Source organism: Bdellovibrionales bacterium (assembly GCA_019750295.1).
In the GTDB taxonomy this organism is placed as follows: Bacteria; Bdellovibrionota; Bdellovibrionia; order Bdellovibrionales; family JAGQZY01; genus JAIEOS01.
The window spans coordinates 65,237-77,968 of record JAIEOS010000042.1 but is presented as its reverse complement, the minus strand read 5'-3'; the positions used below and the strand labels follow the sequence as shown (position 1 = coordinate 77,968).

Genomic DNA, 12,732 nt, shown 5'->3' with positions numbered 1-12,732 from the left:
TAAATTCCCCTTTTCTGCCGTACCAACGGCTTGATAATTACATTAAATCCGTGTCCGTGCAATCGGGGGAAGATCAAGAGAGTAAAACGAAGGAGACGTATGAGTGAAATTAAAAATTATTATCCGCTCGCCTGGTATGACCCGCGCACGGGGAAATCATTTAACGCTGGTCACGCTTTTTATAACGAAAACTACGGAGAGTATTTTTTAAAAATATTAGAAGAACCCCATGGCGCTCAGTATTTCCTTAAACCTGTGGAAGCGAGTGGCCCTGATATCCGCTTTCGCATCGAAAAGATCATTAAATCGCAGCAAGGAAAGTTTTTAAAACGTGTTAGCGTCGGAGATGGATATTGTAACGAAACCACGCGCGGAAATATTTTTATGAACTATGGATCAAAATATAAAACATTAATCCTCTATATAAGGAACTAACTTGAAAATAGATAAAAATTTAATACTTATCTTTGGACTTTTGATGATCGCATTCCTGCCAGAAATAGTTTTAGCGCAAAGCTTTGGGGCATCAGGCTTTGAAAACAAGGTGAATAATTTAACCAGTAAACTCATTTCAATCGTACTACCGGCGTTCTCGATCATCGGGCTCATCTATGCGGCGATGCTCGCCGCCACGGGGGACGAGTCAGCAAAGCCTCGGATGACGACCATTTTAGTGACAAGCATTATTGGCTGTCTTGCTCCACTTATTATTCGCTGGATTCAATCCATTATGGGAGTTTAATTTCTTTGAGAACTGAATCAACCATTCATCGACATTTGGAGCAAAAATTTAAGGTCTGGGGCATGGAGGCCTCAGATCTCCTTGTGTCGGTGGGACTTTTTGCTTTAATGAGTATGATTTTTGGTGGCACTTTCTTGGAAATTCCCACGAGTATTGTTCTCCCCGTTTTACTATTAGCTACCCTCACCTACACCAAACGAAATCAGCCCGAAGGACATTTAATCCACCTCTATAGATATTATGTGGCTCAAGGCTATTTCTCCTGTCACGAAGAAAAGGATATATTTCAGTGATCGATCAAATTCCCTATTGGCAATTTTTTAAAAATTATATGATGTTTACCGATGGATCACTAGGCATTGGCTTTAAAATTCAGGGCTTTGACATTTCCTGTAAATCCGATGACGAAATTAACGCTTTAGCCTCAAGCCTTGATGCCTTTTTAAGATCCCTGGATTCGACGCTAAAGTATCAATTTTATTTTGACGCAAATCCAAATGTTGAGAATCAAATCGAAAGCCATAAGATATTACTCGATAACGAAGATCCAACTCTTCAAAGTATTAACGAATCCCGCATTAAAGAGTTTGAGAAAAAACTTAAACAAAACCATTTTTACAATATAGATATTTATCTTTTCTCAAGGTCACTCCCTCACAGATTACGACCGCAAAAATTATTTGAAAGCTTTGATGCGTTTTCAAAGACGACTGAAAAATCACAAGGAGAATTTTATGATTTAATCTTGGAGAAATTCGAAAAACTGCAATCCTCTCTCAATTCTTTAGGTTTTAAGACTGAGCAAGTCGAGAGCTCAGATTGGAAAACGCTTATTTATAAATGCTTAAACCAAGAGCGTTTCGATGAGAATCCTACTCCTCTTGGAATAAATAGTGAGAATCTGTTTGAACACTCCATAACTTCAAAGCTTATAGTCACAGACCATATCCTTAATAAAGATGGAATTGCCCAAGGAGGTTTTCATTTTCGCTTTTTAACGCTTAAACATGTGCCCGAACCTTCGACCTATTCCGCGATGATCGAAAATCTCTGCAGTCTCCCCTTTCATTTTCGATTAATACAAAATATCGAACTTATGGATCAGGATAAAGCCAAGTCTCGTCTCCAGTTAAAGCGACGCGTGGCTCACTCCATGGTCAGCGGAAGTCAAAACTTAAGCGATATCGAAAGTGAAACAAGCTTTCAGAGTATTGAAGATCTTTTAAGAGATCTATCGAATGGCTCGGAAAAACTCATCACCTTTGATCTGACTATCGTCCTGTGGGGTTCTTCGGAAAAAATGTTGGAGCAGAAAGTGGATGAGGCAATTAAAGCAGTTCGAAGCATGAATAGTGCCGAAGTAGTTTTGGAAACCTATGGCAGCATGGACGCTTTTATCAAAACTCTTCCTGGAGTCTGCGAGGGGTTTCGAAAAAAAGTCATTAAAACGAGCAATCTTTCTCACTTACTCCCCGTTTACGAGCCATGGAGAGGTAACAACTCCGCGCTTTGCCTTACTACGTCTCGCGAAAACTCGCTTTTTGGCTTAAACCCCTTTGAGCCGACTCTCCCTTCATGGAACGGAATTGTCTTTGGAGGTTCGGGAAGCGGGAAATCGTTTACCGTATCGCAGCTGATGCTTATGTTTTATTCCACAAATCTAAAGCCAAAGATCGTATGGATTGATAATGGAGCCTCCTCAAAGCAAGTTGTCGAGTGCTTAGGTGGAGAATTTTTAGATCTGTCCACCGAATCGAGTTTTTCGTTAAATCTCTTTGATCTTCCCGAAGGAGAGAAGATGCCCACACCTGAAAAAGTGAAACTCATCCTCGCAGTTTTAGAAATCATTTTTAAGGATGAAGAAACAAAATTTTTACCTAAGCGCGAAAAAGCGCTTTTAGAAGAAGCGATTTTTAATCTTTATGACAAATACGATACTCCAAAGCTATCGCACTTAAGAGAGGTTCTTCGTCAAAGCTCTTCAAACGAGCTTAAAAAGTATTCCGACATTCTCTTTAGTTGGACCGGCGAGACAGCTTACGGAAAGATTCTAGACCGCGAAAGCAATATCACCTTAAAAAAAGATATTACGAGCATCGAGATGCAGTCCTTAAATAAACACCCCGAGCTTAAAGACGCTCTTTTGTTACTTTTAACCTCTTATATTCAAGATTTATCAACGGGCGACTTTTCTAAAAAATATTTGCTTATTATCGATGAGGCTGAAAGACTATTTAAGACCGAAATGGCGAAGGAATTTGCCATTACCTGCTATCGCACATGGCGAAAATTTAATAGTGCCGTCTGGAGCTTAAGTCAAAATTATAAGGACTTCTTAAGTAGCGAAGAGATTAAAGACTCACTTCTACCGAACGTGAATAATCTGATTATTTTAAGACAGAGAAAAATTGACTGGTCGCATTTTCAAAAGACATTTGATTTTAACGACACTCAAGTTACGGCGATTAAAAGTCTTGAAATTTCAAAAGGCAAATTTAGTGAATTTTACTATCAACAAGGAGATAAAGATATAGTGCTAAAAATCGAACCCGACCCACTATCCTATTGGATCTGTACTACAGACCCTTTGGACAAAATGAAAATTTCCGAATGCGTTGAGAAAAACTCTGGAAAAAGTTTAATCGAATGTTTAGAAATTCTAGTTCGAGAATCCACCCATGCCTAAAAAATATTATTTAATATTTACGTTTCTTTTTACGACCGAGGCTCATACGTTTTTAGGCGATGGAGGCGCTGGTTGGGCACAAATTCCCTACCTGATTAAAATATTAGATGAAAACTATAAACGCTATAAACAGCTTCAAATCATGATTGAATCGATGAAGAACCAAGAAAGCTTTGTGCAAAATTTAAGCTCAGGCGTTGATAATTCCATAGGAATTATCGAGTCCTTACCGATAGAAAACGAAAAGATTTTAACAGACCTTAAAAACTTTAAAAAGTCCTATGACTCAGTTCTGGATTTATACGGCTCGATTCCAACAAGTAAGGATGAGGCTTTGCAGCGTCTTCACGATCGCACGGTCGCAGAGAGTTTTAAGATGGTGTCTTTATCCGAAAACCACACCCGCGTTCAGGAAGAAAACGCCGATGCCATAAGACACCATGCCCGAAATGCTTCCCTTAAAGGAGCAACGAGAATGACTGCGGAATCCAATGCCTTAATTTTGGATAGCTTAAATCAGCTTATTAAACTTCAATCCCAGAGCCTCAAAATGCAAAGCGAGCAGTTAGCACTTAATAACAGATCCGATAAGTCCAATGTGTCTTCTTTCCAAAAAGTAAATCGTGATCTCAAAAGTGGGTTTCAGTCCTTTAAGCCTACAAAAGGAATGCCTAAGTTTTGATCTTTAATCATATTGCGGAGGTGGCGAAGGTCCTAAGATCAGAGACAGTTTCGCTATATTGGCTCCTCTTAATTCCTTTACTCGTTTTTCTCATGATACTTGAACTTATTAAGGATTCTGAGCAATCGGTAAATCCCTCTCGAGTCTTAAAGCGCACATTGATCTCAATACTTCTTCTTATTTCGTTTGAAGAGGTTTTAAGCGTGATTGGATTTTTAGGGGATGGAATATTAAATCGGATCGATCAAAAAAATAGTTTCGGGGACGTCTTATCCCAGCTTGGACCTTTGCCTGATAATAAGTCTGATAGCTGGTTTAGTTTGCGAGAGCACGCACTCTACTTCATGTCGCTATTTGCTTACATGATCGCCTACTTGGGATTTTTTATGGCCGAGGCGCTCACACATTTTGTGTGGACCGTGCTCTATGTGATCTCGCCCTTGATGATTTTAGCGTATATCCCCAAAACCACATCCCATGTGACGGGGAATCTTTATCGAGGATTAATCCAAGTTATCCTGTGGAAGGTGCTTTGGACGATCCTAGGCGTTTTATTACTAAATCTTGCGAAAGAGGCCAAATACACAGGCTTTGAAGATTATTTGCAGTCTATTGTGCTTAATCTCTGCATTGGTTTTTCGATGCTCTTTATTCCGCTCGCTTCAAAGTCGCTAGTGAATGATGGATTTTCGTCGGTGGCATCTACCATCTCGACTATGCCTGCGAAAGCACTTTCAAGTTACCTCAAAGCGAAAACCAAAGCAATGATTCCAAAAAATATGCCTGGGTTAAACAGGCCAGAGCCAAAGAAAAATGAATTTCGAAAAAATTGGTATAAGAAAGGAAATTTTTGAAAAAGATAAAAGAATTTTTAAAAAACTTAAAAATAGAAAAACTCCCCGATGGAGTTCATTCTCAGTGGGTAAGCCTGAATCGGCTACTCACTTTTTATCGTTTTATGAGTGTAGCGATGTTTTTTATAGCACTTATCACCTGGGTCATGATGGCGTTTTTTCTCTTAAAAGATCCGGTGGTCGTAATCTTGGGAAAGACCACTAAAACCTGGGTGCAAGGACAAAAGAAATCCGTTCCCATAGAGACTGAGGATATCATTGAAACCGTTAAAAAATTTATCGAAGGCCGCTATGAGTGGAAAAAACTCAACTGGCAAGACATGCGCTATCGCCTCTTCCCTGTCGTAACTCAAGGACTCTTTGATAAACTCGAAGCGGATGTGTCCCTATTTTTAAAGAAAGAATTTAGCAAAAAGCCTTTTGAGCAGACGGTAGCGAATATCTTAGTCCAGGTGAGCGAAAAATCCATTACCGCAACATTTGATCGAATTATACGGCTTGATGGCCTTCCTCTAGTCGCTCCTTTAACGCTCACCTTGTCGCTTTCACGGGGGTCAATGACCCCTGAAAATCCCATCGGCCTTTACATTAATGGTATTATTGAGCACCAAAGGAACTAAGTGATCGTATTTCTTTTAAGCATATTGATCTCTTCTATAAATGCAAAAGAAGTTTCAAGTGTATCGCTAAAGCCCGAGCAAATTCTAAGCGTAACGCTGGGGCTTGGGAAAACGACTCTTCTTCGTTTTGACGAAAAACCCCAGAAGGTCATTATCGGAAATAAAAACTATTTTAACCTCGAAGCTTCGGAAAATGATATCGCTCTACAGCCTCTGGGCCTGTCGTCCACGAATCTCTTCGTGTACCTTCGAGATCACACCTATAGCTTTATTCTTAGAGCCTGCGATCATTGCGCTTACGATGATTTTATTATTGTTAAAAGAAAAAATGAGAACTCACAAGAGATTTTTCTATCAGACAATTCTCAATCAAAAGGCAAGCGCTTTTCTAAAAAGCTAATTTTGGGGAAAATCATAATCGAACTTAAATCGATTTTTCTAAAGAACGGTAAATACGTCATCGATTTTAATTTGGTTAATTCGACGAAGAAAGATTTAAGGGCTCTAGACTTCTGTTTTGAATTAAAGGGAAATGACACTAAGTCCATTGAGAAAGAATTCGCCTTTGAAAATTTCAATCTCTCCCAAGGTATAAATCGCGGACGCTTGGTATTTGGTCTTAAAACGAAGTCCGACGTCGAGCTAATGGCGAATTTCGATAAACGTTCAGCAAAAACTGTTATTGAGAAAGGATTTTTATAAAAGCAATTCTTAAAGAGAAGCTAAAGAATTTCCTCTTTATGAAAAGTGGAGAAAAACTCACTATTCATAAAAAAAATCTGGTTCTCTTAGCACTAGTCGTTATTTCATTGTCGTTCATGGGATATTTATTTAAAGAAATATTTTTCACTGACTCGTCGGTTCTCATAAAAACAAGCGAAGTTCCAAAACCTATGGAAATTCCCTCCCAAGAAATGAGAACGAACGATACAGGCTATGAGTTTAAAAACTCAAATAATACTACCCCTACGAATAGAGGAAAGGTAAAGCCGAAAGAGGTACTAAAACTTAAGGCCCATCAAATTATTGATTTGAATGCTGAGACATCACCCATTGAGTCTAACTCATTTGGCTCAACAATTAGGGTAAAACTCTTAAACGATATCGATACGAGAGAACCAGAGCAGATCTGTAAAGTCATGGTTGTAGGAAATTCCATTTCTGAAATTCCAGCAAAGACTTTGCTTTTTGGTAAGGCGAGCCTTGGAGCGAGTAAACGAGTTCTCATTCGATTTGATCGAGCATTTCTTCCTGATGGGGATGAAGCAGAATTCTCAGCTCAGGCAGTGGATTCAAAAACTAATAAGAACGGCATTGAGGGAAATTACCACGGGCGAAATGGTCTACGGGCTGTAGGGAGCATGGGTTTAAATATGGTCTCGGGTATTAGCGAAACCTTAACCCAAAAAGAATCTCTAGGAGGCTTTCAAGGTCAAGTTGCTAATAAGCCTACTTTAAAAAACGCAATTTTTAATGGCATTGCAAAAACCAGTGAGCAAGAGGCCCTAAGGCATGCTGAAAATCTGAACAACCAGCCAGAATACGCCGAGCTTAAAAGTGGAAGTGAGTTTTCCGTGCAGATCTTAGAGAAAATCGTTGTTAACTAATGAAACGTGAAAAAACGTCATCGGACTTCGTTTCTCTTCTAGGGAGTCTTTTAAAATCTTTTTTTAAGGGAGCAATCTACGGCTTTAGCAAGTACTCAACCCTTGGATCAAATGCTGTCATGGGGCTTTTCTTCTTTCTTACCGCCATTTATGTAAAACTTTTTTTGGGAAAGAATTTAGATTTAAAAAACCTGAATTGGTCGGATTCACTAGTTATCGCTATTATGGCCGTTTTAACCATCACGGCCCTTGTTTATTTCCTGGTCGCTATCCCCGACCTAGTAAAACTTAAAAAGTACGAAAATAAGTTTGAGCTTTGCCATATCACAAATGGCCTTGGAAATACCCCAAGGCTTATTTCAGTCTCGCCTCTTAAAGGCTTTAGAGAAATCCTTAATTTTAAAGCCAATGGAGTATGCATAAATGATTTTGAGCAGAAACGTGAAAATATGGCGACAGCCTTCGGAAAGCTAGTTTCAAGCATTGAGCTCGGTAACAACCGTTCGTTTATCGAAGTCACCTTAAGTGAAAAGGAAATTCCAAAACTTGTAAGCTACAAGAAAATACAAAGCACCTCTCTTAGACCTTTAAGTTTTATCGTTGGAGAATCGTTAGATGGTCTTATCACGCAAAACTTATCTGACCTCCCCCACCTTTTGATTTCAGGGACTTCAGGAGGAGGAAAGAGTAACTTTTTTAGGCAGTGCTTATTAACGCTTCTTAAGACCACCCCTCATATTCAGCTCTACCTTTTGGATTTAAAAATGGGAATCGAGGTCGTGGAGTTTTCAGAAATTCCAAGCGTAAAGATTGCTAAAAACGAGCTTGAGGCCGTCACTTATCTTAAAGCCATTAACGAGGAGATGAAAAATCGATTTAAGTATTTAGAAAAATCTAGGCTAAAAAATATTGATCCTAAAAATAGCCCTTTTGATACGATTGTCGTTGCGATTGATGAGGCGAGCGTTCTTTTTGGAAAAGAGCGCTCAGGAAGCGATAAAAAAGCGCTTATTGAGGACGCGCGAAGTCTGCTTGAGTCTTTATCTAAACTCTCCCGAGCTGCGAGCATTCATTTAATCCTTGCCACTCAAAAAGCGGTTAAAGACGCCATCGATACTAAGGTTTTAGAAAACCTTCAGGGGCGAATGGTTTTTAAAATGATGTCCACCCAAGGCTCAACCGTGGCTTTAGGGAATAAGCGCGCGCAAGATCTATCAAACATTAAAGGGCGTGGGATCTGGCAAAATGGAACCCAAGAGATCGAAGTTCAAACCCCATTTATTACAGACAACTATTTAGAAGATGAACTTTTACTGATTAAAGAAAAATACAATTCGGGAGAGCGAACAGTGAGAGTAAAGCTATTAGGAGTAAATGATGACACTCCCACGAGCCAACAGTTCGCATTGGCTCAGGCAATTCAAGACTGAGTCATGGCAAAGCGAATCACAGGAAGAGATAAAGAAATGATCCTCTTTGCCACGCGCAATAAGATCGTTAATCGAGATCAGCTGCAAAAGAAATTCTTTAACGGCGTAAAAAGCTATTATCCCCTAAACCGAAGATTGCAGATTCTTGTCAAAATGGGGCTAGTTAAAAAGACAATTTTTCAAAATGGGAGAAGCACTCTATCGTGCTTCTCGCATACAGAATTAGGGTATTCTTTAGTGAAAGACCTCTTTCAACCGTGTTCTGAGAAAACGCCTGAGCGAAGCGAAAAGCACGCTCATGACCTTGCTCTGGTTGATGTAAGGCGTGTATTAGAATCCAAAAAATCAGTAAAACAATTTTATGGAGAGAATGAATATCAGTTTTCAGATCTGTTAATTGATAATTCTGATCTTTTAGCACTGCGCGAATTAAACTGTGACGGATTTATTCAAGCAGAGATCAACGGAGTTCATATTAATTTCGCTTTGGAACTTGAAAACGTGAGGCAAAATTCAAAAATTTATAGTGCTAAAGTGGATAGAATTTATTCTTCGAAAATAGCAGCAACTCTTGTTGTTTGCACATCTCAAGAGACTTTAAAGGCAGTTCAATCAGCTGAGGCTTCGTATTTAGAAACACACCCCGTATCGCCTCAGATGTTCTACATTTTGCTACAGGATCTACTTTTATCTCAAGAAGAACTGATATTTTTAAACCTGAAAAATAAGAAAATAATCATCAGATAGGTTCATTTTTAAAGTGTATTTTTAATGTAGTTTTCTTGTAGCAAACAACTACGGGCAAAGCTTCATAAACCATCGAAATGATCGAAATCAAAAGATCAAAAAAGATCACATACCCGAGATATGAGGATTTTGACGAAATAGGAGGAAAAATAGGAATGCAGTTAGGAATATTAGTAATGATAGTTATAAGTATTGGAGGCTGTGCGGGCTTTATGGATAAGTTAAGCCACGACAGAAAAAAAGACAGACTTTTTGCGATAGAACGGGATCAAAGGAGTGTGGACTTAGCTCTTACCGAGTATACGTTATCTAATCCCAATGTGAGCAAACGATGCGAGCCGTGGAAAACAAATGGCAATGAACTTATTGAAGCGCACTGCATCTGGACCATTCAAGGTTCTCCAAAATGGCAAAAGCAAAAGTAATTAAAAGGAGGTATTTATAAGTAATAAGATCACGGGAACTCGAATCATTCTCACCGAGAAAAATTCAATCGAAATTAAAGAGAAGATGAAGGCCATTCGGTCTTCCAACTGCACGGTAAATCCAAGTAAATTTGTAAATGCGGTTATAGGAATTTTCTTAGAAAAATATTACGAAAAACATAAGCCATATATCCAAAAATTACTCTTCGACCGAAAGAAATATATGCGCAATCTCCTTCGACGCGATCTGACGGAAGAGGAGCTTCAGAAAGAGCTTAAAACGCTCACAAAAACCTGTTCGGTAAAGGAGCCATTTTTAGAAGATTTAAGCCAAGAATCTATTCCAAGAACCGTAGCAAATGATAGCGACGAATAATCGGATAATACCTCTTTTGAGAAACGAAAAAATAAATAGATTTTTCACATTGATAACGGAGATTTTATGAAGAATATTACTTGTAGAAACAAGAGTCCGCGCCTCGAGTGCGGAATCGGGATCTTTGAGAATCGAATCGACACAGTTTTTCCGAAGGCGAAAAATTCGTGAAGGAAAATCAGCTCGAGATAGAAGTCAGGTTAGACTCTGATTTTTTATCAACTGAAGAGGCTGCGGCTTTTTTACGAATGTTAACTAAGAAGGGAAATCCTTGCGCCGCAAGAGTTAGAAATCTTGTGAATCAAGGCAGACTCCCCTCCTACAAACCCTTCGGACGTCTATTATTTAAGAAAAGTGACTTGTTACTAATTATTGATTCTTCCAAACAAAGGAGAATCTAATGTCAGTAACGTCCTATTTTGACGAAAAAACGAATCAAACTTTATTCCGCGTACGATGCAGCAAAACGAGTTCCCAAGTTAAGGGTGTTCGTGTCGATCGTCGTATTGACGGAATATTAACCGAAAGAGAAGCTCACAAAGTTCATGCGAAACTCATTGTGCAAGTAGAGCGTGCACTCTTGGAGGCCGAGTCTAAAGGCTCACTGTGGTCAACTTTGGTTGACGAATGGGAACTCGCCGCAAAATCGAACGACATCTTTATAAGAGAAATCACGATTGGCACGGTGGAGGACTACATCAGCATCATTCGAGATCGCACAAGCGATTGGATGAAACTTACAGTGACTGAGATTGACCGCGCACGCGCATGGTTGGTTTTAGATCGCACGGAAAGAGAAACTTCCATCGGACGGCGTAAGCGATTACGAACAGCAATTGATGCCATCTACAAATGGGGGATCCTCTCAGGCCGAATTAAAGGCGTGAATTACTCCCCGACGGATGGCTTTCAATCTTTGACTAAAGAAGAGGACAAGATGCCCGAGATTTTAAATCTCGAGCAGATTAGAACTCTTCTTTCGTATGCGCAAACCGTTGACCACCCCTGGTACCCAATTTGGGCCGTGGCACTGTTTACGGGAATGCGTTCTGGAGAGCTTTATGCGCTTGAGTGGGATCAAATCGATTTTGAGAATCGACTTCTTTATGTTCACCGCAATTGGACAAGTAAATCTGGATTTGGCCCGACCAAGGGTCGATACTGGAGATCTGTACCGATCGAATCGGATCAGATTTTAAACTTGTTTAAGGAGTTAAAACTTAAGCGAGGTCAGGAGAAGTTTGTATTTCATCATTGGGAGAGTTGGACTCAAGGAAAACAGGCCGTCATCTTAAGAGATTTCTGCCTGGGTTCTGGAATCCCCTCGGTAAGGTTTCACACGCTGAGAGCGTGCTTTGCCACCCAATTAATTAGGGATAAGGTCGCTCCGGCGGTCGTGATGAAGATTTGCGGCTGGAAGGATTTAAAGACCATGCAGAGGTACATTCGGCTTTCAGGGATTGAGGTCCAAGGGGCCACTGAGGGGTTGAAACTTCTCCCCGAGAAAGAGGCCATGGGCCGCATTGTGAAGCTCTTTGAGCGTTAGAAAAATGAGTTATACCACCGGAATGGTTTTCGGTGGTAAGGTGGGTCTAAGGTGCTGAAATTACTTAAAGCGCGACGTCATCACCAAACCCCACGCCGGTATTTTGCAAAATCAAGCGTAAGTAGTGAAAATCAAAAACAAAGAGAATCAATAAGTTAGCGCTCTCAATCTCTTTTGAAAGTAACCTGATATAACCTCAAATAACCCCTTCAAGAGGATATGGAGAGGAATCTGAGAGGAAGTTTTAAAACGGTAAGCTTTGTCAGACGGTGTGTGTTGGTTGTTTTCATACGCTTAAAAAAGGAGAAAAACATGACAAAAACTGGAAAATTTATTTTGTTAAGTGCATTGATTTTTGGCACAGCACAGAGCCTGCCATTTATTAACTATGAAATAAAGAAGCTACTTATAAATAGAATGAAAAAAGGGTTTACGCCGTTACCCAATTTTACGACCCCATAGCTTCAAATCAGATCTAACGGAGGAAAGAATATTCCATTTCGTAACAACTGCGCTCGCACAAACTGGTGAAACCTTCCGCCATTTGCTACCAATTCGGATTAATCTGATTAAGCGCCATAAAGTGGAGCCTACTTTAACTATTTCGATATCACGGAGATAGCTCTCCATCGAATCTTGCCGTTGTATCAACACAGGATGGAGCAACTTCCTTAGTCTCGGTAGTAAGATTAGAATATCCAGATTTCGAAAAAACAAAATAAACACTTCCAACAGGCGCTTGTAAATACTGTGTGAAGCTAAAGTCTCCGTTGGCATCTGTCCATGCTACCTCTTCAGGGTTGAGACCTCTAACGGATAACGAAGCCGACACACCCTGAATAGGGTTATTGCTTTGGTCCCTAACATTTCCAACATAAGTGACCGCGAAGCTAGGACAGTCATCGCTGCTGGGACAACCTAGTAAGCTAAGGAAAAGAAATACCAACACCAAAATCTTTAATTTAGCTAGATTTATCACATGGACCTCCCTGTGGATTACAACACGAAATTATATGA

16 protein-coding genes are annotated in these 12,732 nt (G+C 39.8%); 15 read left to right on the top strand and 1 reads right to left on the bottom strand.

What is annotated here, in order from left to right; translation table 11 throughout:
* Positions 1-99 precede the first annotated feature (99 nt).
* The 15 genes from K2Q26_08985 to K2Q26_08915 all read left to right on the top strand — a co-directional run bounded on the left by K2Q26_08985 (position 100) and on the right by K2Q26_08915 (position 11,715).
* A complete protein-coding gene (locus tag K2Q26_08985) occupies positions 100-435 on the top strand; it encodes a hypothetical protein (GenBank protein ID MBY0315641.1) in 336 nt (111 codons plus the stop codon).
* A gap of 1 nt (position 436) precedes the next feature.
* Positions 437-742: a TrbC/VirB2 family protein gene (locus tag K2Q26_08980; GenBank protein ID MBY0315640.1), complete on the top strand. Its 306-nt coding sequence runs from the start codon at positions 437-439 to the stop codon at positions 740-742.
* Positions 743-747: 5 nt separating this feature from the next.
* The gene (locus K2Q26_08975) at positions 748-1,035 is read left to right on the top strand and encodes a hypothetical protein (GenBank protein ID MBY0315639.1); all 288 of its coding nucleotides are present in this window, start codon (positions 748-750) and stop codon (positions 1,033-1,035) included.
* A complete protein-coding gene (locus K2Q26_08970; protein ID MBY0315638.1) occupies positions 1,032-3,428 on the top strand; it encodes an ATP-binding protein in 2,397 nt (798 codons plus the stop codon). Before K2Q26_08975 ends, K2Q26_08970 begins: the two co-directional genes overlap by 4 nt.
* A complete protein-coding gene (locus tag K2Q26_08965) occupies positions 3,421-4,110 on the top strand; it encodes a hypothetical protein (protein ID MBY0315637.1) in 690 nt (229 codons plus the stop codon). The genes K2Q26_08970 and K2Q26_08965 overlap by 8 nt, the downstream gene beginning before the upstream one ends.
* Positions 4,111-4,313: 203 nt before the next feature.
* Positions 4,314-4,964: a hypothetical protein gene (locus tag K2Q26_08960; protein ID MBY0315636.1), complete on the top strand. Its 651-nt coding sequence runs from the start codon at positions 4,314-4,316 to the stop codon at positions 4,962-4,964.
* A complete protein-coding gene (locus K2Q26_08955; GenBank protein ID MBY0315635.1) occupies positions 4,961-5,584 on the top strand; it encodes a hypothetical protein in 624 nt (207 codons plus the stop codon). The genes K2Q26_08960 and K2Q26_08955 overlap by 4 nt, the downstream gene beginning before the upstream one ends.
* Positions 5,585-6,286, top strand: a complete 702-nt coding sequence (locus tag K2Q26_08950; protein MBY0315634.1) for a hypothetical protein — start codon at positions 5,585-5,587, stop codon at positions 6,284-6,286. It begins immediately after the preceding gene.
* Positions 6,287-6,324: 38 nt separating this feature from the next.
* Entirely contained in the window at positions 6,325-7,191 is an 867-nt protein-coding gene (locus tag K2Q26_08945; protein ID MBY0315633.1) for a TrbI/VirB10 family protein, read from the top strand.
* Complete coding sequence (locus tag K2Q26_08940; protein ID MBY0315632.1) at positions 7,191-8,621, top strand: hypothetical protein; 1,431 nt, start codon at positions 7,191-7,193, stop codon at positions 8,619-8,621. Before K2Q26_08945 ends, K2Q26_08940 begins: the two co-directional genes overlap by 1 nt.
* 3 nt (positions 8,622-8,624) lie before the next feature.
* Complete coding sequence (locus K2Q26_08935) at positions 8,625-9,368, top strand: hypothetical protein (protein MBY0315631.1); 744 nt, start codon at positions 8,625-8,627, stop codon at positions 9,366-9,368.
* 155 nt (positions 9,369-9,523) lie between these two features.
* Positions 9,524-9,793, top strand: coding sequence for a hypothetical protein (locus tag K2Q26_08930; protein MBY0315630.1), 270 nt, complete (start codon positions 9,524-9,526; stop codon positions 9,791-9,793).
* An 85-nt stretch (positions 9,794-9,878) separates the two neighbouring features.
* The gene (locus K2Q26_08925) at positions 9,879-10,169 is read left to right on the top strand and encodes a hypothetical protein (GenBank protein ID MBY0315629.1); all 291 of its coding nucleotides are present in this window, start codon (positions 9,879-9,881) and stop codon (positions 10,167-10,169) included.
* A gap of 167 nt (positions 10,170-10,336) precedes the next feature.
* Entirely contained in the window at positions 10,337-10,570 is a 234-nt protein-coding gene (locus K2Q26_08920) for a helix-turn-helix domain-containing protein (protein ID MBY0315628.1), read from the top strand.
* Entirely contained in the window at positions 10,570-11,715 is a 1,146-nt protein-coding gene (locus K2Q26_08915; protein ID MBY0315627.1) for a site-specific integrase, read from the top strand. Before K2Q26_08920 ends, K2Q26_08915 begins: the two co-directional genes overlap by 1 nt.
* Positions 11,716-12,325: 610 nt before the next feature.
* Here the strand turns inward: K2Q26_08915 and K2Q26_08910 are convergent.
* Entirely contained in the window at positions 12,326-12,694 is a 369-nt protein-coding gene (locus K2Q26_08910; protein MBY0315626.1) for a carboxypeptidase-like regulatory domain-containing protein, read from the bottom strand.
* Positions 12,695-12,732: the final 38 nt, after the last annotated feature.